Source organism: Streptomyces sp. NBC_00237, from assembly GCF_026342435.1.
Lineage (GTDB): Bacteria > Actinomycetota > Actinomycetes > Streptomycetales > Streptomycetaceae > Streptomyces.
In genome coordinates this window covers 932980-953434 of the sequence record NZ_JAPEMT010000003.1, presented here as the reverse complement: position 1 = coordinate 953434, position 20455 = coordinate 932980, and the positions used below count along the sequence as shown (strand labels likewise).

Annotated in this window: 19 protein-coding genes, 1 tRNA gene and 1 pseudogene; 10 read left to right on the top strand and 11 right to left on the bottom strand. The window is 67.7% G+C overall.

What is annotated here, in order from left to right; translation table 11 throughout:
* Positions 1 to 4: 4 nt before the first annotated feature.
* A complete protein-coding gene (locus OG897_RS30915; protein ID WP_266661929.1) occupies positions 5 to 907 on the top strand; it encodes a restriction endonuclease in 903 nt (300 codons plus the stop codon).
* Positions 908 to 1276: 369 nt separating this feature from the next.
* On the opposite strand, the gene OG897_RS30910 is transcribed toward OG897_RS30915, so the two are convergent.
* Positions 1277 to 2389 carry a protein-L-isoaspartate O-methyltransferase gene (locus OG897_RS30910; RefSeq protein WP_266661927.1) on the bottom strand — a complete coding sequence of 371 codons (1113 nt, stop codon included), beginning with the start codon at positions 2387 to 2389 and terminating at the stop codon, positions 1277 to 1279.
* A gap of 433 nt (positions 2390 to 2822) precedes the next feature.
* Here OG897_RS30910 and OG897_RS30905 point away from each other — a divergent pair, with 433 nt between their 5' ends.
* Positions 2823 to 3296 carry a hypothetical protein gene (locus OG897_RS30905; protein ID WP_266661925.1) on the top strand — a complete coding sequence of 158 codons (474 nt, stop codon included), beginning with the start codon at positions 2823 to 2825 and terminating at the stop codon, positions 3294 to 3296.
* A 37-nt stretch (positions 3297 to 3333) separates the two neighbouring features.
* Here the strand turns inward: OG897_RS30905 and OG897_RS30900 are convergent.
* Positions 3334 to 4357, bottom strand: a pseudogene (locus OG897_RS30900) (ISKra4 family transposase); the annotation flags it as partial.
* A gap of 85 nt (positions 4358 to 4442) precedes the next feature.
* Between OG897_RS30900 and OG897_RS30895 the strand changes: the two are divergent.
* Positions 4443 to 5081 (top strand): hypothetical protein, encoded by a 639-nt coding sequence (locus OG897_RS30895; protein ID WP_266661923.1) that lies wholly within the window; start codon positions 4443 to 4445, stop codon positions 5079 to 5081.
* On the opposite strand, the gene OG897_RS30890 is transcribed toward OG897_RS30895, so the two are convergent.
* The 3 genes from OG897_RS30890 to OG897_RS30880 all read right to left on the bottom strand — a co-directional run bounded on the left by OG897_RS30890 (position 5032) and on the right by OG897_RS30880 (position 7084).
* Entirely contained in the window at positions 5032 to 6216 is a 1185-nt protein-coding gene (locus tag OG897_RS30890) for an IS3 family transposase (RefSeq protein ID WP_266661921.1), read from the bottom strand. The two genes, OG897_RS30895 and OG897_RS30890, sit on opposite strands and share 50 nt — an antisense overlap.
* Positions 6217 to 6529: 313 nt before the next feature.
* The gene (locus OG897_RS30885) at positions 6530 to 6790 is read right to left on the bottom strand and encodes a hypothetical protein (RefSeq protein WP_266661919.1); all 261 of its coding nucleotides are present in this window, start codon (positions 6788 to 6790) and stop codon (positions 6530 to 6532) included.
* An 18-nt stretch (positions 6791 to 6808) separates the two neighbouring features.
* On the bottom strand, positions 6809 to 7084 hold the full coding sequence (locus OG897_RS30880) for a hypothetical protein (protein WP_266661917.1): 276 nt from the start codon (positions 7082 to 7084) through the stop codon (positions 6809 to 6811).
* Between the two features lie 975 nt (positions 7085 to 8059).
* On the opposite strand from OG897_RS30880, the gene OG897_RS30875 reads away from it, so the two are divergent.
* Both OG897_RS30875 and OG897_RS41080 read left to right on the top strand, forming a co-directional pair.
* Positions 8060 to 8689, top strand: coding sequence for a DUF4386 domain-containing protein (locus OG897_RS30875; protein WP_266661915.1), 630 nt, complete (start codon positions 8060 to 8062; stop codon positions 8687 to 8689).
* A 103-nt stretch (positions 8690 to 8792) separates the two neighbouring features.
* Positions 8793 to 9242 (top strand): DUF4386 domain-containing protein, encoded by a 450-nt coding sequence (locus OG897_RS41080; protein ID WP_353963766.1) that lies wholly within the window; start codon positions 8793 to 8795, stop codon positions 9240 to 9242.
* Here the strand turns inward: OG897_RS41080 and OG897_RS30870 are convergent.
* From OG897_RS30870 to OG897_RS30855, 4 genes are all read right to left on the bottom strand, one after another.
* Positions 9127 to 9837 carry a hypothetical protein gene (locus OG897_RS30870; RefSeq protein ID WP_266661913.1) on the bottom strand — a complete coding sequence of 237 codons (711 nt, stop codon included), beginning with the start codon at positions 9835 to 9837 and terminating at the stop codon, positions 9127 to 9129. The genes OG897_RS41080 and OG897_RS30870 overlap by 116 nt on opposite strands.
* A 175-nt stretch (positions 9838 to 10012) precedes the next feature.
* Positions 10013 to 10777 carry a hypothetical protein gene (locus OG897_RS30865; RefSeq protein ID WP_266661911.1) on the bottom strand — a complete coding sequence of 255 codons (765 nt, stop codon included), beginning with the start codon at positions 10775 to 10777 and terminating at the stop codon, positions 10013 to 10015.
* A 25-nt stretch (positions 10778 to 10802) separates the two neighbouring features.
* Positions 10803 to 11342: a hypothetical protein gene (locus OG897_RS30860; protein WP_266661909.1), complete on the bottom strand. Its 540-nt coding sequence runs from the start codon at positions 11340 to 11342 to the stop codon at positions 10803 to 10805.
* A gap of 495 nt (positions 11343 to 11837) precedes the next feature.
* A protein-coding gene (locus tag OG897_RS30855) for an IS3 family transposase (RefSeq protein ID WP_266657791.1) occupies positions 11838 to 13090 on the bottom strand; the annotation gives its coding sequence in 2 pieces (ribosomal slippage) (positions 11838 to 12808 and positions 12808 to 13090; 1254 coding nt in all).
* Positions 13091 to 13729: 639 nt separating this feature from the next.
* Here OG897_RS30855 and OG897_RS30850 point away from each other — a divergent pair.
* Positions 13730 to 14314, top strand: a complete 585-nt coding sequence (locus OG897_RS30850) for a hypothetical protein (protein WP_266661907.1) — start codon at positions 13730 to 13732, stop codon at positions 14312 to 14314.
* 275 nt (positions 14315 to 14589) lie between these two features.
* On the opposite strand, the gene OG897_RS30845 is transcribed toward OG897_RS30850, so the two are convergent.
* Together OG897_RS30845 and OG897_RS30840 are read right to left on the bottom strand one after the other, a co-directional pair.
* A tRNA-Trp gene (locus OG897_RS30845) sits at positions 14590 to 14664 on the bottom strand.
* 130 nt (positions 14665 to 14794) lie between these two features.
* Positions 14795 to 15238: a hypothetical protein gene (locus tag OG897_RS30840; RefSeq protein WP_266661905.1), complete on the bottom strand. Its 444-nt coding sequence runs from the start codon at positions 15236 to 15238 to the stop codon at positions 14795 to 14797.
* A 238-nt stretch (positions 15239 to 15476) separates the two neighbouring features.
* On the opposite strand from OG897_RS30840, the gene OG897_RS30835 reads away from it, so the two are divergent.
* The 4 genes from OG897_RS30835 to OG897_RS40870 all read left to right on the top strand — a co-directional run bounded on the left by OG897_RS30835 (position 15477) and on the right by OG897_RS40870 (position 20454).
* Positions 15477 to 16937, top strand: a complete 1461-nt coding sequence (locus OG897_RS30835; RefSeq protein ID WP_266661903.1) for a pentapeptide repeat-containing protein — start codon at positions 15477 to 15479, stop codon at positions 16935 to 16937.
* Between the two features lie 737 nt (positions 16938 to 17674).
* Complete coding sequence (locus tag OG897_RS30830) at positions 17675 to 18064, top strand: glycine cleavage system protein H (protein ID WP_266661901.1); 390 nt, start codon at positions 17675 to 17677, stop codon at positions 18062 to 18064.
* Positions 18065 to 19071: 1007 nt separating this feature from the next.
* The gene (locus OG897_RS30825; protein ID WP_266661899.1) at positions 19072 to 19842 is read left to right on the top strand and encodes a YidB family protein; all 771 of its coding nucleotides are present in this window, start codon (positions 19072 to 19074) and stop codon (positions 19840 to 19842) included.
* Between the two features lie 453 nt (positions 19843 to 20295).
* A complete protein-coding gene (locus OG897_RS40870) occupies positions 20296 to 20454 on the top strand; it encodes a hypothetical protein (RefSeq protein WP_323188119.1) in 159 nt (52 codons plus the stop codon).
* Position 20455 lies beyond the last annotated feature (1 nt).

The following is a 20455-nucleotide window of genomic DNA, read 5'->3' as shown; positions in this document are numbered from 1 at the left end:
CTCCTTGACGGCTTACCGCGAGCGGGTCCATGACCTGTACGAGTCGGCGGCGGATGACCGGTGCGGCCACTTCGTCCTGTGGAAGCCGGTCGAGCCCCTGATCGTCGTGTCCCTCACGGGCGAGTGGGTGTTTGCGCGTCCCTCGGCGTCCGATGCGACCACGTTGGTCGAACGCTGGGAAGATCCGCTGTTGGCCCGGTACAGCGCGATAACCAGAGCGGACTCGGCCGCTCATGTGCAGCAGGTCCTGTGCATGGATCACGGCTACGTAATGGTGCAGCGGCACGAGCTGAATCAGGTCCACTTCGAGCTCGACGTCGCACCCTCCTCACATCTGGGACATGCGGCGTGGGCTGGTGCCCAGCTTGCCGACGCCCATGCCCAGTCCTCGGCCCAGCAGGTGGCAATCGAGCGTGCTGTCGCCGCCTTGACCGGGTACTCCCTCGACCACGAGCAGTTGGCGCTCCTGCGCCGCGAGCTCGGAGAGATTTCCCTCCAGCGTGGCGGAGTGCGTGGGCGGGCCTTCGAGGAGTGGATGTTCCGCCTGCTGCTCGCCCATGGGTGTCGGGCGGAGCGGGGGATCCCGCACGGCGGTGAGCAGCTCGACTTCCTCGTGTTGGAACCCTTCCACGCGGTGATGGAGTGCCGGTGGAAGCAGTCGCGTCTTCAGCCGGGGGAGCTCTCGGACTTGCGTGGCAAGCTCGCCCATCGTCCCGCGTTGGTTGCGGGCATCTACGTGTCGATGTCGGGGTTCACGCCCAACACTGCCGAGCATGCGGCACGCGAGGCTCATAGCCGTGCGGTGCTGCTGTGGGGCCTCGACGATGTACAGCAGTTGCTGTCCGGCTCGGTCCACGTCCAGGATCTGTTCAAGCAGCACGTCGCCGCACATATCCGCGGGTACTGAGCTCTTTCAACTCGGTCACCGATCGAGTGACACGAGCTGCCGGCGCGGGGCACCGATAGCGCCCGAAGCCCCCGGCCCTGAGCGCGTCAGCCGGGGTGATCCCATCACCCTTGCGAGGCCGCGTTGAAAGAGCTCACTGACCGAATTCGCCTATCCCAGAGACGGTTCTGCCCGGGAAGTGCCGCCGCGGAAGTGCGGTGGCATGGCTCGCTGGCCCACGGCTACTGCTTCGCTCTTCATTCTTCCGCGCATGGTGGCCGGGCATGAACTTGCTTGATGGTCCCGGTGCTCTCGTGTTCCGCATTCGGCGTCGGCGGCGTCCCCCAGCAGCCTGCATGGACACTCGCCGGGCACGGATTCCCCTGCTCGTCAGGATTCCCACGGTTCCTGTGGGGTCTTGCACCAGATGTACTGACGGCCCGGTTCGACGGTCATGCCGAAGTCCCACAGGGACGGTGCCCCTCGGTCCTGCCAGTGCTGGTACCCCTGGCTGATCTCTGTCATCAGGGAGCAGGGTCCTCCCTGTTCGACCCTTGCGTGGCCGTCGGGCCGGGTAGTGGCGGTGGCCCAGGTGGTGTGTCCGTCGTGGGCATGGGCGGTGACCTGTCCGTCGGGGGCGAGGGCGGTGGTAATGCGGACGTCGGGGTGGGTGACGCGTAGGCTGAAGATCAGGCTCGCGTCCCGCAACGCGTGCACGTCTTCTGCGGGGATGGTGGACGTGCTGCTGGTGGGGATGGTGGTGTGCAGGTCGTGGAAGTCGTGTCCCTGGCCGGTGCCGCGCCGGGGCATGAACGTGGCGAGCCCCTGGACCCAGCCCGTCGCGGAGCCGGAGTCGTCGGCGACCGTCAGGGCGACGTGGCCCAGCCGCCCCCAGGGGGTCACGATGCGGGCACCGGGTGAACATTGCTCGATCCATGCCCAGGGGATCTGCTCGACCGCATAGGTGGCGATCACCCGGTCGAACGGCCGGTGGCCTGGGGCACCGAGGTCTCCGTCCCCGGTGAGCACCGTGACGTCGAAGCCGTGCTCAGTGAGCCGACGGTGGGCGGCGGCGGCCAGGCCGGGGTCCGTCTCCACACTCACCACCCTGCCGGGGCCCGCCCGGTGGGCGAGCAGGGCCGCGTTCCACCCGTAGCCGGTGCCCAGTTCCAGAACGTGGTGGCCGGGCTCGGGCATGAGGGAGTCGAGCATGTCGATGACGATCGAGGGCGCCGACAAGCTGGAGGACGGCAGCCCGTCGGTGATCTGCGTCAGCGTCGGCTCGTCGGGGCCCGCGTAAACCAGGGACGCCCAACGGTCCGGGTCCTGGGCGCGGTCGACGGGAACGTGGTGGTGGCCGTCCCACTCCCACAGCCGATCCGGAGCGAAGACGTGGCGCCGAGCAGCTTGGAGAACGGCTGCGCGCAGCCATGGGGAGTCGACGGGCCACCCCTGCGCATCGAGTGCTTCAGCCAGGGCTCGGATGTGGTCGTCAAGGGACATGAGGTGGGGTGCCTACTTCCTGCGGGTGCCCGACGGTGGAGGCGGATCCGGGGCCTTCCCGTCCGCGTTCCCGGGCGGCGGCTTGCCCTTCCCGGGGTCCGGATCGGGCTTGCGGTGCTCCCCCACGACGGCCTCCTTCTCTGGCGGGCATGCCCTTCCCCTTGAATGATGGGCGCGCGGTGGGCGGCCGCACCAGTACGCCTCGCGGACCCGCTCTGACGGTCTGGCAATGAGAGAAGCCACGAGCCTTGCCTACGGATGAACTCAGCGACGAACGCCGGGCTGAGTTGGACGCGCTGGGCATGCCGTGGACGACGGTGACGAAGGCGGCGGCGCGATGCCTGGCAGACGACGCCGTTCCAGCACAGAACGCAGAAGGGCGTAGCTCTTCCTGAGGGAAGATCTCGAAGGCCCGCCGTGACAGCATGCGCGCATGAACTTCGAGTTGGTCCCGCCGATAGGCATCGGTTCTCTGCAGATCGGCATGTCGCGCGAGGCCGCGAACAGCGCACTGGAGTCCCTGCGTGACGTGAGGGAGCTCGCCGCGACCGATCGGGCGGGGCAGCATATCTTCCGGCCCAGCGGCCTGATGATCAGCATCGAGTGCATGCGCGACCGTCTGGAAGCCGTTGAGTTGGGACGTCCGTCGACCTCTTCGGACGTCGTACTCTTCCGTGGTATCGACGTCTTTGGCCTGCCGGCCCGTGAAGTCGTGAACCGCATGGCCGAGATCACCGCTATCGAACCCGACGACGACGATCCCGCATCCTTCGTCGCGCGAGACCTGCTGCTCAGCTTTTGGCGCCCTTTCGAGGCCGACGATGAACCAGAAGACGAGCAGGACTACTTCTTCAGCTCGGTGCTGCTTGCCCGGCCCGGCTACTACGACGGCCCTTCCCCCGGCTGACCTCCGTGGGACACGCCGTCACAGGAGAGCGTCTTGGTCATGCGGTGAGGTCGTATTCCTGCTGGTCAGCAGTGAGGTAGAGCCGCTCATGTTCGCGACCGGAATGAAAACGCCAGTAGTCCTCGAAGTCGCCGTTCGTCATCAGCGCGCGAAGTTGGAGGACGGCGTCGGCACCGTCGAGTCCCCAGCGGGCGCCGGTGATGTCGAGTCGGTCGGCGATCAGATGCCGGCATGCGCCTTCGACTGCGCCGGTGGCGATCGGCCAGCCCGCCGTGAGGGCGCTGTCGTAGTGGAGTTGGTCGAGGTGGCCGGTGAGGTAGCGGTGGCAGGTGGTGACGGCCTCGCGGCGGGCGGCGGGAAGCTGTGCGGCTGTGGCCTGCGCGTTCCTTTCGGCGGCGGCCCGGCCGGCCTGTCCGGCGAAGATCGCGGTGAGTTTGCCCGCAGCCCAGGTCTCGGCCTCGCGACTGCCCGGCGGATGGAAAGCACGGGCGGCGGTCCAGCAGTACTCGGCGACATGTACGAAGTCGAGCAGGACGTGAACGCGGACGTCCCGGCGGGCGGCTTCGGTATGGATCAGGTCGAGTTGGTGGCGGGCGCCGTCGACGAGCACGATCCAGTCCCGCAGATGCTGCGGATCGCGGGCTTCGGCCTGGTCGAAGGCGTCGGAGACGACCTGCTCCGGAGCGCGGATCACGGAGGCGGTGCACCACTTCCGCAGTGCTTTCGGGCCCCGCCTCGGCGTCCGGGTATCGGTGCGTCCGCCGGGCGGGTGAATGATGTCGTGCGGCCGTCGCGCTGCGGGAACAGTCAGTGTCGAAGACACACGCCACGGTCGCCATGCGCTTGCGGTTGGGCTTCTCGCCCGGAGCTAACCGTCCGCGTCGTCCGGCAGCCGCCGTCCTGGCGGCAGCCCGGCGGGTGGCCTCGCGCAGGGCTTCGGGCCGCATCACCACTCCCTTGCCGTCGATCTGGATGACCAGCGGCATCTCGCGGGTGCAGGGGGCGGGGATCTTCGCCGTGTAGTAGGCGGCGAGGTCGACGGCCGCCTCCACGACGAGCTGGAGGGGGTGTCCGCTTCCCCCGCCACGCTGCCGTCCACGGCCCGCACCACGGCGGGACGGGTACGGCGACTACAGGGAGAACAAGGTGGAGAAGGAACAGCGGGAGCAGGACGCGGAGCGGGTGAGCGGGTACTGGGAGCGGGCGCAGCGGCGCCGCACGGTGCAGGGCACCGGGGAGGCCCGTGGCGACGGCTGGGTACGCACGGGCGCGGACGAGCAGTTGCTCGCGCTGGCGACCAGGTACGGGTCGCTGACGCTGCGCCAGGTCGCGATGGCGTGCTGGGGCGGGCAGGTGGAGACGGCGCGCACACGGGTTCGGCTGACGACGGAGGCGGGGTTGTTGTTCCGGTCGGCGGAGACGCGGTGGGCGGGGACGGTGGTGTGGACGACGGAACGCGGCGCACGTCTCTCGGGCACCGGACTGGGAGCGCCGCATCCTCCGAGTGAACGGCTGCTGCACCGGCTCGCGCTGGCGGATGTCGGGCTGCGCCAGGAGGCCAGCACCGGGTCGCCCGTCGTGCTCACCGAGCGCGAGGTGCGCACCGCCGACGCGGTCCCCGGCAGGGCCGCGCAGCTCCTGGCCGACCTCGGGGCACCGCAGTTGGCGCCGGTCGGAGCGGATCGTGGGGAGACTCTGGCGGTGAAGCTTCCCCGTGATCTTGGACACTCGTCGGTTATGCCGCGAGGGCGTGTTGGTGCCGCTGCCTGGTTTCGGCTGGTGTGAGGTAGCCGAAGGTCTTGTGCTTGCGCAGGCGGCGGCGGTTGTAGAAGGTCTCGATGAAGGTGAAGACCTCGGCGCGGGCGGTGGCCCGGTCGGGCCAGGTGCGGGTGCCGATCTCTTCTTTGAGCAGAGCCCAGAAGCTCTCCGCAGCAGCGTTGTCAAAGCATGATCCAGTGCGTCCGCAGCTGCTCCGAAGTCCCAACTCGCTTATCCTGTCGCGGAATTGGGTTGAGGTGTATTCGCTGCCGCGATCACTGTGGATCACGCAGCCGGGCTCCAGGTTCCCTCGGCCATAGGCCATGTCGAGGGCGTCCACGACGAGCTCGGCGCGGTGGTGGGCGGCCATGGCATAGCCGACGACTTCACGGGTGGCCAGGTCCAGCCAGCAGGCAAGGTAGAGCCAGCCTTCGGCGGTGGGCAGATAGGTGATGTCGCCGACCAGCTTGATCCCGGGCCGCTCGGCGTGGAAGTCGCGGCCGATCAGATCCGGGGCCGGCTTCGTCTTCTTGTCCGGCCGGGTCAGCGAGCGGCGCCTGCGTCGGGTGATGCCTTGGATGTCGCGCTCGCGCATCACACGGGCGATGCGCTTGCGGTTCACCCGCCGTCCCAGACGCCGCAGTTCGGCGTGGATACGCGGGACCCCGTCAGTGCGGCGCGAGGCGATATGCAGCATGGTGATCTCGTGGGCGAGCATGTCGTCGGCGGCCCGGCGGGCCTGGCGGGCTGCCTCGCCCTCGCGCCACGCGTAGTAGGAGGAGCGGGCCACGTGCAGCACCCGGCACAGCAGAACGACTGGGTAATTCGCCTTCTCCGCATGGATCAACCGGTACAACACGCTCACCGGTCGTTCTCCTTCACGAAGAAGGCAGTCGCTTTTTTCAGGATCTCGATCGTCTGCTGCTGTTTCACGGACCTGCTTGCGCAGCTGCCTCAGCTCGTCGCGCTCGGCACTGCTCAAGCCGCCGGAGGCTCCCTCGTTCTGGTCCGCCTTGGCCTCGCGGTACCAGCCGCGCAGGGACTCGGAGCTGATGCCCAGCTCCCGGGCAACGGCCGTGACCGTCTTGCCCGAGGAGTCGACGAGCGCGATCGCGTCCCGCTTGAACTCCTCTGTGTACCGCTTCGTGTACTTGTTTCCCACCTGGTGCTACTTCCTCTGGAACCTCAGATCCCAGTCTCCAGGTGTCCACGATCAAGGGGAAGGTTCATCGACGGGACTCTCGCCGTATCCGACACCGCAACCAAACCGATGGGCAATAGACGGCCGCCACCGGCCGCCTGACCCTCCAACGGCCTGCCGACTGCCCGCCTGCGTGATCTGCACCAAAACACCAGCAGGGAAGTCGCCGCGTACGTCCGGTCCAGGTCCCGTTCCGCTTGCCCACGGCGAGGCGCGCGTGGCGGACCCGACGTCGGGTCCGCCAAGGTGGCGGTGAACCAGGTTGGGCAGTCGGCTACTTGCGGACGAGCGAGGTGCCGTGACTCGAAATATCCACCCGGTACTCGGCCATGACCTGGACGAGCCGCTCGGTGAGGTCTTCACCCGTGCCCTGGCCTGTGGTCGCAGTGCCGTAGGCGCCGAGGTCCGGGAGCTCGACCTCGGCGACGGCCGTGCCAGGCTGATTGAGCAGGGCCTGCCTACCGGTGTCTGTCGCAGTCGGGACCCCTGCAGAAGTGATGGTGCCGTCCTTGTCGTACAGCACGAAAGCACGCACGGTGGTCTTCCTTTCGAGTCAGACGTTCTGGGCGACGAAGATGCCGTAGTTCGCGGTCGTCGAACCGACGTTCCTGACGACGACGTTGATGGTGCGTGCGCCCGCGGCGCTGACCCACTCACCCACACGCGTGACCTCCAGCCGACGCTCCGTCCCCGGCAACGCGAGGGGGTGGGCGACGAACCAGCGGACCTGGCCGTAGTTCTGATCGGCCTGGGTCCAGGAGTGCTCCTGCCCGGGAGCCAGCCCGAAGCCCGTGGCCCACAGACCGGTGTCGAGTTTCGCGATCGTCATGACGCGCCCCTTCCCTCTCGCGGCACCGCAGACTTCGCGGCATGCAGGCACCGTCCCGCCGCACGAGACCACCGTCAACGCCTCCCTACGCCCCTCCGTACGCCGAACAGCTGACCAACGGCCACGCTCCTGAGTGAGGTCAACCAGGTTCCGTCGAAAGGCAACCAGGCCCTCCGTCCACCCCAGGAACAAGAGGGGGAATGGGCTGGGCAGGTCGCTCGCGAGAGAAGGATCTGCGGGCCAGGATCCCAGTGGCCTGAGAGCCGGTTCCGGCAGCAAAGCGATCACTCTGCGCTGGGCTGGACGCGCCGTGCCCGATGGATCTCTGGACAGGACGGCAGGCTCCCAGCCCCCGAGTTCGGTTGGATATTCGAGGCCCGGCTGGGGCCGCACAGCCGAGCGCGTACTCAGCCTCCGTCCCCTCTGCGAAGGGCATACCCCGCGCCCCTTCACGTCAGAGAGGACAGCCCTGAGGCGGACGACGGGCCTCACGGCCACGGCCGCCTTCCCGGGAGCGGCGGCCCTCCAACCCTCGACGGAGTATCAGCTCTTTTGCATCGAGAGCGCGTCGGCGGCTCCCCTGCCTCCAGGCCCAGGAGCTGAGGCCCGGGCGCCGACCTACACCAGCGCTGCCGACACGCTCGCTCACCCTCAGCGGAACACCTTCCCGGAAGGCACGAGGAATCCGGAAGACCGCTCGCGGGCTCTGACGACGGACCGCATCTGCAGCGAAACGCATACTGCCATCCAGAAGCAGGCCAAGAGGCCATTGCAGGCAACCGTGCAGACGAAGGACAGCTACTCCAGGTGCGCAGTGCGCTGTCCGGCCCATCGGTCCGATGAAGCATGTCCGGGCCTGCCGGGAGGGGTGACAGGGCGCGCGGACAGGAGCACGCTGTTCATGAGTGCGCCGAGCTCAATCAGATTTCGGCACATGACGCTCCTGGCGTGCTTGCGCGCTGGAAGGGAGCTCGTATGACGCACCGGCGGATCGCTGTTCTGGTGGGTTTCCTCTTCCTCTCCTCCTCTCTGACCTTCGCGGTCGGCAGCTCCCTTGTAGCGGAGTATTTTTCAAGCGGGAGGAAGGGCTTCGCCGGCCTGCTCGCCGGGGTGCTGCTGGAGGGGTACACGGGGCTTGCGGTGGCGGCCATCGGTATCCTCTTGCTTTCCGTGCTGAGGCCGCACGGAAAACGGGCACCCCTGGCGTACCTGGTTCTGAGGGCCACAGAATGCTCGATCATCATCGCAGTGGGTATCTATTTCCTGGCGAGCCGTCAGGATTTCCACGACTACGCTCTCCTCGTTTATGCGTTCGCGGGCGCGGGCGGGGTCACCCTCTCGTACGTACTGCTCCGCTCGCGCCTGGTCGCCGTATGGCTGTCCGTACTGGGATTGGCCGGGTATTCGGTTCTGCTACTGGGCGTCCTGGCCGATGTACTGGGCATCGCCGACCTCGATTCCGGAGTCGGTATCGTGTTCTACGTTCCAGGCGGGGTATTCGAGATCGTCTTCCCGTTGGTTCTGCTCCTCAAGGGGTTCCGGCCTGTCAAAAATGCCTCACAGGAAACATGCACCCCGGCGGTCCCCCAGGCGAGCACCCGATGACACCCCACGGGTCACACGGGGCGGGGTGCCGACGCGGCCGGAGCCAAAATCCATACCACGGCCAGTGGAATAGCTGTGGTGTCCCGCTCTGGGGCCAGTGAGCATGATGAACTTGTCAGGAACGACGGAGCGCACCGTACGCAGCGCAGGCATGGTGGCCGGCCTCAGTCTTCTGCTGGTTGCCCTGCTCGCCCTCTTTGCCCAATTCCTTGTTCTGGAAGGGCTGGTCTCCGAAGGCGACGCGGAGAAGACAGTTCAGGACCTACTCGACTCCGACTCGCTCTTCCGGTTCGGCGTGGCGAGCCTGGTCCTGGCAGCCGCCTTGGACGTGGTCGTGGCATGGGCACTCCTGGTGTTCTTCCGGCCGGTCCACGAAGGACTCGCGACCCTGGCCGCCTACCTGAGGCTCGCCTACGCAGGGGTCTTCCTGGTCGCTATCAGCCAACTCGCAGGAGTACTACGCGCTGGTCGAGGTAGTTCTGGAAGGCCGTTGGTCGGCGGGGAGCGAGGGCTTCCTCGTTTGGCAGCAGTCCGCCGAGGCGTTCGATGTTGACGGCGATGGCCGTCAGGTTGTGCGGAATGTGGGCCATTCCCTGTTTTCGGTAGCGACAGCGGCCCATGCCGCGTCCGTGGGCGAACTCGTTGACCGCGCCCTCGACTCCGGACTTGAGGCAGATCGGGCCGAGGGCGTCGTGCTGGCGCCGGGTCTTCTGCTGGTCGGTGCTGACGCGGACCAGGCCGATGAGCGCCACGGGGCGCCCTTTCCGGTCGGCCAAGGTCAAGGCCATGGTCGTCCAGCCAGGCAAGGAACTCCAGGGCCACCAAGACCCGGGTTCGGAGGAACGAGCCCGGCTCCGCCGGGCGGCGCGTCGTCGGGCTCGTCGCAGCAGGTGCCAGCGCGCGTAGGGGCGGACCAACTGAACGTGGCCGGGCGGACGGTCGGCCAGGACCGTGTCCAGCCAGGCGGGGATGCGTTCGAGTTCCTCATCCCACTCCGGGAGGGCGCCGAGGTGCACGAGGGTATGGCGGACGTAGCGCAGATGCCGACTGGGCGGGATCTGATCGAGCCACTGGTGGGTGATCGGTTCACCGGAGGCGGCCAGGCTAGCGAAGAGGGCCGCGTTCGGGCTGTGCTTGAGCCAGTGCAAGATGCCGCGGGGACGCTCAGCCAGGACAAGAGTGTCGCGCAGCGGCTGTAGAGGCGACGGGATGTGCCCGGCGGGACCGGCCAGCAGCGGCAGCTCAGACGGGCGGGGCGCAGTGAACGGAAGTGCCCCGCAGTTCCCCTCCCTCCCCAGGGGGGAACTGCGGGGCCCGGGCCGTTCAGGCGCGTGTGGTGGGCTGTCTGCGTAGCCGTACGAGCCCGTGGTTCCCACACCCCGCACTCGACATCGCCCAGCCGAGGACTTCGGTCAGCCAGGCCAGTGCCTCGATCGACCACTCGCGGACCGTGCAGTCGACCTGGCCGAGGAACTCCAGCGGTACGTAGGGAGATCCTCGGAATTCGACCGGCCCCGGGGCGGGACGGTCGTTTACTGCCAGTACGGCTGCGTCACCGAGCCATGTCTGAGCCGTCGCGGCCACGTCGGCCACGTCCGTACTCTCGCCACCCTCGCCGGCCGATGCATACAGCTCGATGCCGGTCACTTCCGACCGGTCCGGGTCGGAGAACTCGAACCAGTCACGGTCGTAGGCGAACTCCATCGGGTCACGGGGGAACCGGCCTAGCGGGATGAGGAAGTCACCCTCATCGATCCGCGGTGTGCCGACCTTCCTGAGAACCCGGTCGAGCACGGCCCCGATCGGCTGCAGCGGAAGTCTGCCCGGTGCCGATTGGGCAGTGTCGACCTGCAGCCAGATCAGTTCGGGTGCGTCGGAGCTTCCGGTCCACGAGTCGCCCGCGTCGTGATGGCTCCAGCTGACCCGGGGGGATTCCTTCGACCCGTGGAACTCCGTCAGGCTTTGCATGACGCCCTGTCTGACGATCAGGCCGAACGCGTCGTCGTCCCGGCCGTCCGCGTACAGCCGGGCGGCCCACTCGTGAAGTTCGATCGAGCCCGTGAGGCTGACGATCAGTGTCGAATCCATACCGGTCAAAGGAATCACCTACCGACTATGCCTGGGGCAGGCAGGGGTACGACTGCGGCGCCGTTACGGCCTGCTCGCTGCTGTCGGCGTGCCCGATCAGGTCAACATCGATCCGCGTGCGGTACGTCCACTTCGTACCCGGAGCGACTGGACCCTGGGCGCACACCATGCGTGCCGTCGCCCGCCCCTTGCTGCCACCGCCGGGGTACGCGTTCTTCTTCACGCCCGAGCCGACCACGCGCCAGCCCTTCCCGGACTTCACCTCAAGCCAGATGGAGATGTTGGCCTTGGTGGCTTTCGTCGTCCCCTTGATCCACCAGCCGTGACCAGACATCGCCGCGGGAGACCCCGGCTTCGAGGTCGAGTAGTGAACCTTGTCGCCAGTCGTCACGAAGAGACCGATGGGCGCTGCGGCGGAAAGGGAACCTTCGACGTTGGGTGCGGCCTCAACCGCGGGGCTCGGCTGCGGCGCAGGAAGCTGCTCCGCGCTCGCCGTGGCGAAGGACGATCCAACGAGCGAGACCGCCGCGAGTGAGCTGACGAGAGCCAACCGAATGACACGCATATATCCCCCAGATAGGAAACGCATCCGCTGGTCGTGCGGACACAGCGATGACGCTAACACCCCTGCGGAGAACCGTGTTACGAGCTCAAAGCGCTGCCTGTGCCCTCGCATCAGGGTGATACCGCATGACCACGACACCCACGCGGAACCGAGCCCACCCGGGCACGCCCCCGGGGCTGGCGCCCTTCACGCGTGGCTGCACAAGCAACTTCGGGAGGCGTTTGTCGAGGCGCGGGAGGCAGTCTCAAACCGTGAGGAGGGCTGTTCTCTGGTTCTGATGGCGCCTGAGGTCTTGCGGGCGGGACGATCGGTGTCCTCCTCCGGTCTGGGGGCTTCCCTGCGTACTGCGGCAAGCAAAACTGGCTGACTCGTGGCGGAGGTCAGGATGCTGGCGGACTTCCTGGGCCTGCGCTGGGCCGAGGAGGAGCGCGAGGCGTTGCTCTTCCACGAACGGGGCTGCACTCTCGTTGAACCGTTCCGGGTTCGGTAGAGACTCTAGATTGTGGTTGTGACCTGGGATTTCGGGGTTTTGCGGTAGTAGTTGGTCTCGTATTCGACGGGTGGGATGTGCCCTATTTCACCGTGGAGTCGGCGGTGGCAGTACCAGTCGATCCATTCGGCGGTGGCGAGTTCGACATGCGAAAGGGTTCGCCAAGGTCGGCCGGGCTTGATCAGCTCGGTCTTGAACAGGCCGATCGTGGACTCCATGAGGGCGTTGTCGTAGGCGTCGCCGACCGAACCGATGGAGGCCGCGATGCCGGCGGCGTCCAGGTGCTCGGCGAGCCGAAAACTCGTGTATTGCGACCCGGCATCGGAATGATGTATCAACTCGCCCCGCTGGTAAGGCTGTTTATCGCGGTCACGTTGCCACAGGGCCATGTCCAGGGCGTCCAGGACGAGCCTGGTCTCCTTCGACGTGGCGGCTGACCAGCCGACGATCCGGCGGGAGAAGGTGTCGACGACGAACGCGACGTAGACGACGCCGGACCAGGTCTTGACGTGGGTGAAGTCAGCGACCCAGCAGCGGTTGGGGGCCGGCGCGACGAAGTTGCGGTCCAGCAGGTCCGGTGCCCGTTCCACGGAACTGTCCGGGATGGTGGTGATGATCTTCTTTCCCCGGACAGCACCGGCGACGCCCAGCTCGCGCATGAGGCGTTCGACGGTGCACCGGGCCACGATGTGACCTTGTCGGTGCAGCTCACGCCAGACCTTCCTGGCGCCGTAGACACGGTAGTTGGACACGAAGATCTGCCGGATGAGCGGCTTCAGTTCGGCGTCGCGGACGGTGCGGGCCGACGGGGCCCGGAGTCGTTTGTGGTGGGCGTAATAGGTGGACGGGGCGATCTTGCAGTCGTGCTCGGTGAGCACGCGGCAGATCGGCTCGACACCGCCGAAGCGGGCCCGGTGCTCGTCGATGAACGCTACGAGCGCGTGTGTGGCCGGTCGAGCTCGGCCGCGAAGAAACTCGCCGCGGCCTTCAGGATGTCGTTCGCCCGCTTCAGTTCGGCGATCTCCTTCTTCATCGCCTTGATCTGCGCGGACTCCTCCGTGGTCGTCCCCGGCCGCTGACCGGAGTCGACCTCGTCCCGCTTCACCCAGTTCCGCAGGGTCTCGGCCGAACCGATCCCGAGTTTCTGGGCGACGGCCCTCAAAGCGGCCGACTCGTTCGGATAGTCACCGCGGATCTCGGCGACCATACGGACCGCTCGTTTCCGCAGCTCAGGGGGATAGGAGGAAGGGCGTGCCATGACTCAATCCTTACACGGAATCAAGTCTCTATCGAACCCGGAACGGTTCAGTCCTGGCGTTCACCACGATGAAAGCCCTGGCCCTGCCCTATGAGCTGCACCCGGCCTGGCAGGAACGCTGGTACCCCTGACCCCGCCTCCGGGCGGGCGACGCCGCCCATCGGGCGAAGCAGCCTCCCCTCCTGCTTCGCCCGACGGGTGCCACTTCGTGAACCAGCGCCCAGGAGCGGGAGTTCCCCGGCACTACGGCCCCGAAGAGGTCACACAGCGGCCTCGCACACAGCTTGCCTCGGGCCAGAGCACCCAACCGCGCCCGCTGCCCCCGCTCGCACGCATGAGCGCCCTCACATCCCGCCGACATCCAAGGGCCCCGGACCCGTCAGGCACCTCCCGAAACCGGCAACACCTCCCACAGGTACCTACCTAAGCGGTGCTGGTGAAGTGGACTGCGTTGGGGAGGCGTTCTTTGAGAGGGAGCCGACCGAACATCCCCCGGGTCGCGTTGGCCTGCAGGCCGCGCTGAAAGCCAAGCGGGGGAGGGCCTTTCCGTACGGCGCGGGCTGATCGCACGCATCAGTCGCCCGGAGAGGTGGCGCGGGCACCCTGGTTGACGCCCGGGGATGGTGCCACTATGCGTCCATGGCGTACGGAATGGCCCAAGGACCATGGGCCAGCGCCGCGAACGCGGCGCTGGCCGCAGGCGCGGCCGCCTTCGTCGGAGCTGTGGCGCTGGTGGTCCAGGAGTGGCTGGCGCGGCGTAGTGCGCACATGCAACGCAAGCGCGGGATCGAGGAGGCGACTGCCTATCTGAGCTTCCTCGGCCAGTGGTTCAGTACGTACGAGGAGATCAGGCCGGGGGCAGACATCCGCAGGACGCGAGAAGAGGTGGCCAGCTCGCTGGACACCGTGCTGCGTGAGGTCGAGGCCCTGCTCGTCGAAACCCGCCGGGGGGCAAGAGCATCGATCTTGGATCGGTTCAAGCGGGCGCTGCTGCTGCATGAGCTGCGGTCTGCCGGGGCCAGAGCAGTCCGAGTCGCCTTCTACCTGAACGGCGGGCTGTGGTTCGGCGTGTCGTCCGGCGACGCCCTCGACACCAGCATGTCGACGAAGGACCGCTTCGGCTCGTCGCTCGGCTGGGCGGTGTGGGGCGTGATGACCACAGGAGCACTGGGGTTGTGGGCAGCGCACCTGGAACGGCGTCGGCGAACCGAGCCCGTCGACTGAGCGGCCTGGGCGAAGTCGCCTGCTGATTTTCGGAATCGGGCAAAACGCGGATCGCGGCGGTGGCCGCTCAACGGCTCGCGCGCGGCGGGTGTCGGTGCTTGTGCCGACGACGGGTCTGCTGGCGCAGATGGCCGCGGAGTGGCGCGGGGCCGGGCGGGGGGCGACGGTCGGGGCGTGCTGGATGTGCTGGGGATGCGGTGGGCGACGGCGAAGAAGGCGGCGATGCGATGACCACAGGTACCGGCGACTGCGGCTGGGCGGGACCTGCCGTAGTGGTGGGGTGACCGGATTCGAACCGGCGTCCTCGCGGTTTTGGAGACCGCGCGCGTCAACCTCTGCGCTACACCCCACCGGGAAGCCAGGCTAGCCGGTGTTGTGCCGGGTCATGGGGGTGATGGCGGCCGCTGTGGAGTCCTGTGCCGCGTTCGAGGGGTGTTCTGGGCCCTCTCTCAGCGGTCGCAGGTGAGCTCCAGGCCGCTTCTACCGAGATGTCGTGCACTGCTGTTGCTGCACCGGTGTTGATGGATCGTTGATCCATACGTACTGGGTGGCACCGTGGTCAGCCACGGTCATGCCGTAGTCGTAGACCGTCGGCTTCCCGGACTTCTCCCACCGGCCCCAGGCTTCGGCCAGGGCGTCGGCGAGGCGGCGGGGTCCGCTGTGTGTGGCGATCGTCCTGCCGCCGCCGGCCGCCGCGAGCATCGCCCATGACGTGCCGTCGTGGAGCCAGGCGTTCACCCCGTCCTCGTGCCGCGAGGTTCGCACCCGGAGCTCGGGCATCTCCGCGCGGAGATGGAAACCGAGCCCCCAGGCATCTTCCAGAGGGGTGAGGTCCCGTGCGAAGGAGTGCTCGGTGCCGTGATCGTCGATGGCTGTGCGGACGTCCGTGAAGGAGGGTTGGCGGGGAACCCCACCGCCGGACACAAATGAGTGAACCGCCCCCGCAGCCATCCCCGGGGCGGCACAGCACGCAGCGCGCCGCCCCCACCGCGCGGGGGCGGGTGGCAGACGGGCCGCAGCACGAACTTCCCTTGCGGGGAGGCGTGTCTGGGAGGCCGACACCCCATGTCACCCGCCACGGCGGAACGGGTGTCGGCCGCTTTGCTTCCCCGTGTCCCCGGGCCGGTGCAACCACGCGTGCCCGCCCCGTGTCTTCCCCGTCATGACAGCCACGCCGAAGCCCGAATTCGACCCGAAAGAAAGGGAGTTGCGGCTGTGGAAGGTCGGCCGGGTTCTCGGCCTCTCCTTCACGGCCGCCGTTCTGATCGCGGGCGCTCTCTTCTTCGGGCTGATGATGCTGCTCAAACTCGACATCCGCACCGTCACCGCCACCAAGCTCGACGCGAGGACACTCTTCGACCTGGTGAAGCTCTCCTTCGGCGTGGTCGCCGGGGCCGGTGCTCTGGTCGCCCTGGTCGTCGCCTACCGCCGCCAGCGCGTGGACGAGGCCGGAGCGCACCGCGAGGCCACCCGCCTGCACACCGAACGCTTCTCCACCGCCGTCGACAAACTCGGCTCCGACTCCCCTGCCGTACGCCTCGGCGGCATCCACGCCCTCGCGGGCCTGGCGGACGACGCCCCGACACAGGACCTGCGCCAGACATGCATCGACGTCCTGTGCGCCTACCTCCGGCTGCCCTTCTCCCCCGACCCCGGAAACCTCCCCGGCACTCCCCAGCCGTACGACGAGCTACGCGACGCCCACCAGGCCAAACGGGACCAGTACCGCGCCCTGCGCGAGGTCAGGCACACGATCCTGCGCCTGATCGGAGACCACTACCGCATCCCGCAGAATGCTCACCGCTCCTGGCAGGGCCACGACCTCGACCTCACCGCCGTCACCATCGACGGCAACATGGACTTCACCGGCGCGGTGTTCTCCAGCGGCACCGTGGACCTCACCCATGCGGTGGTCTCCGGCGGCACCGTGCGTTTCAACAGTGCAACGTTCTCAGGCGGCACCGTGCGCTTCGCCGGTGCGAGGTTCTTCGGCGGCACCGTGGACCTCACCCACGCGGTGATCTCCAGCGGCACCATGGACTTCGCCGGTGCGGTGGTCTCCGGCGGCACCGTGGACCTCACCCATGCGGTGATCTCCGGCGGCACCATGAACTTCGCCCGCGCGACGCTCTCTAGCGGCCGCGTGGAGTTCGGCCGCGCGTCGTTCTCCGGCGGCACCGTGCGCTTCGCCGGTGCGAGGTTCTTCGGCGGTACCGTGGACCTCACCCACGCGGTGGTCTCCAGCGGCACCGTGCACTTCACCGGTGCGCAGTTCTCCGGCGGCACCGTGCGTTTCAACAGTGCAACGTTCTCAGGCGGCACCGTGGACTTCAACAGCGCGATGTTCTCCGGCGCTACCGTGCGCTTCAACAGCGCGACGTTCTCCGGCGGCACCGTGGACTTCATCGGCGCGACGTTCTCCCGCGGCACCGTACATTTCATCGGCGCGACGTTCTCCGGCGCCACCGTGAACTTCCGCTACACACAATTCTCCGGCGGCATCGTGAACTTCAGCGCTTGCTCCGGGGTGGCACCGTCCGGCCTGGTTCCAGCCGACACATCTACCCCTCTGCCCCAGCGCCTCACCCTGCCTCCGGCGTGGCGTCAGGGTGGTACCACCTGACCATGACGGCCGCGCGGAGCCGGGCCCACCCTGACGGCGAGGATTGCCCGCATTGTGATGGCCTCGGTCATGGCCTCGGCCAGAGTGGGCAGAGCGAGGTGAGGTGAGGTGCTGGCGGTAGTGCTGGTGTCGGTCACGGCACGGCCTTTCCGTCACAGGGGTGCCCCCCTCTGCGGTCCTGGAACAGACGGGCGGGTCCGAATGCCCGCCGTGCAGGGCGGGCTCGGGGTATACGACACCCGCCGGTATGACGTGGGTCACGCACGGTACGGGCCCGGGGAGCGGTACCAGCAGCAGTTCCTCGCGAGAGTCGGCCCATGCATGTACGTCAGGTCACCGCGTGCCCTCACCCCGCCACCCACATCACCCACCGTCAGCAGTACAGACGTACCGCCTGGCGGATCGTCACCTGCCAGCGGCACCGCCGCCTAGATGACTGGTCCGTCCCCGGCAACCTCCGGCGTCTGGATGCCGACGCGGTGCCCATCGTGTGCGGGACCGTGCACGACTACCGGCCGGACGAAGAGATCATCGCCTCGAGAGCGGCCGGTGAACAGCCCGGCGGCGGCGTAGTGCCGGTTCACCGGTCTTCTCGGGGCGGTGCGCAGCCCGGTGGCTTTGGGGGTGGTGAAGAGGGCGAGGGCCACTGAATATGGCTGCTCCGCGTGGGCAGGCGACTTTTCGCGGGTCGCCACGCTCGGCCCGCTGTTCAGGAAGTGACGACAACTGGGAGAGAGATGTCGAACATTCCGAAGGAGCTCAAGTACGCCGGGGGCGCGTCGGGAGAGTGGGTACGCGATGCGGGGAAGAACGAGTACGTGGTCGGCTTGACGGATCCCGAGCAGGAGCAGCTCGGCGATGTGACTTCCGTTCGTCCTCCCGCGATCGGCACCCAGGTGACCGCCGGTGAGAACTGCATGCTGGTCGAGGCAGTGCTCCAGGCACGCAGTGCGAAGTCGCCGCTCTCCGGGGAAATCGTCGCCGTCAATGACGACCTGACGGACTCCCCGGAACTGATCAACGATGACCCCTACGGAAAGGGCTGGCTGTTCCGCGTCAAGGCGTCCGACCCGGGCGAACTCTCAGCCCTTCAGGATGCCGACACCTACCGCAGCCACCTGGATTGAGTAACTGAGCCGGACACGGCAGGCCGCCACCCCGGCAAGGTGGCGGTCCTCGGGCACCCACTTGACGCCCACGCAGTGACAAGGACAGAAGGCGGCTGGCGCTTTTCTGCTGGCGCAGGACCTTTAAAACGGTGTCCAGGCCGCTTTCCTCCCAGGCGGCGTTGAAGGTCAAGGCCACCAGCTTCTTGCCCGTGGGGATCGCGCGGATCGAGGAGCCGTAGAGGTGGTCGGCCGAGCCGGGCCGCACCGCTGATCGCCCTGGAACAGCTGGCGGCGGTGCGCTCCTGGTACGCGCTGGCAGCACGGTGGAAGCCACAGGATCAGAGCGCCCAGCTGGAGTCCGGCCCGATAGCGGACTGTAGGCTCGCTCACCGCGCCCGTTTCGGCGCCGGTTCCAAAGGAGCGCGAGGACCAGGGCGACGGCGGCCTCGGCCCCGGCGAGAGGTAGCAGGACCAGGCACGACGCTCCCGGCTGTGCCCAGACGAGAAGGAGGGCGATCATAGCGCCGGTTGCCCAGGCGGGCCAAGTACGCCTACGGCCGGGACGGGACGGTGCGGCGGTAGACCACGAGGGCCCCGCCGAGCATCCCGGCCGCAAGCCACACGGGCGCGGTGCTGCCGGTGCCGGCGGCGAGCACTGCGCACGCTGCGGCGCCGCCGAGGAAGCCGCCTGCGGTCCTGGTCTCGTGTCATGCAGTGTTCCCTCTGGGTGCCGCCGATAAGAATGTCACGCGGGCCCCTGCCGCCTACGCAGCTGCGGCGAAGTCAACGACTGCTCCTCCTCGGCGTCCGAGTCCTGGGCGAAGCCACGCAGCAGAGGGTCGACAGTGCACTTCACGCGTTTGCTGAGCGGAATTCCTGACGCGAGCATGCCCATGCGGTGGCTCCATCACCCACCATCACTCTGTGCGACGGCTTGAACCGGCCGTGTGACCGCGGGGCCACTCCCGCCGTGGACAAGACTCACCCCGGCATGCTCACGAATCCACCACGACAGGGAGCCACGCATGGCACTCATCCTGAACACCAACATCGGCAGCCTGAACGCCCAGTTGGCCTCCGGCATCACGAACGACAGGCTGAAGTCGGCTGCGGATTCGCTGATGACGGGCAAGCGCATCAACGCTTCCAAGGATGACGCGGCCGGTCTGGCGATCTCCACACGCATGGGCGTACAGATAGGCACAAGGACCACCGCGCGGCGCGACGCCGACGGCGCTACAAACCCGACCCAGGTCACGGAGGGCGCTCTCAGCTCGATCGTCGATTCCCTGGCGCGGATGCGGGAACTGGCCGTGCAGGCGAAGACCGCCGCCCCCGGTACGGAGCGGACGCGCCTCAGCAACGAGTTCGACCGACTGTCCCAGGAAATCAACCAGGCCGTGGCCAAGGCCCAGGCGAACGGCTTGTCACTGCTGCCGGACAGGGTCCCGACCTTCTCGCTCGACGACCCGCAGACCGTGAACACAGCCCTGGACCAGGCCGCAACTTCCCTGCTGGCCGGCCGAGTGGCCCAGGAAGCCCAGGAACTGGCAGCCCGCCTGCCCCAGGTGACCTCCTGGCTCGGAACCGGCCCCAACGAGCCCGTGACCGCAGAACAGATCACCGCAGCGGTGGGCAAGGAAGATCTCGCCAAAATCGCCGAAGACCAGGGCAAGGACCAGGACACAGTTGCCCGGGAGCTGGCCGTCAAACTACCCGAACTGATCAACGCTGTGTCACCGCAGGGCACCGTCGACGGACACGCCGTCACCCACCTGGTAAACACCGCCAGCTGACACCCTCCGCCCCTCGGGCTATCTACAGAAAGTCCCCTCTCGGCGGGGGCCCTATCGACGGGGCTGCGCCTCGGCTTCACCGTGCCGAGGCGCAGCCCCACCAGGCCACCGTCGAACTCCACAAAGGGTGGACTGTGGCCAAGACGTCGCCCTCGGGACACGGCGGACACCAGAGCCGCATCGCCAACTCCATCGCGTGCCAATTCAGTTGCTCCAGAGGCTGCGACTTCTGCCGTATCAAATGTTTCGCAATCGTCCAGCGAGTCGGCGCCGCCGTCCGATCGCGCAGGAGCATTCCGCAACTTCAGATAGCCGGGGCTACCGACAGGGGCCTCCGCATGGACGGCGGCCGAACGGCAGGCGTACGCCAAGGACCTCGGTGGCCCCCGCAGTCTCCTGGCGGTCTCCGCCACCACCAACCGCAGCAAGGCGGACCAGGACCCGACGACCTGGATGCCGCCTTTCGAGGGTGCACGCTGCGAGTACGCGGCGAACTGGGCGGCGGTCAAACTGCGGTGGCAGCCGACCGTCGACCCGGCGGAGGCGAACGCCCTCGCGCAGGCCGCCGTCACCTGCCCCAACACCCCCCTCAAGGTCACCCTCGCCCGATAGG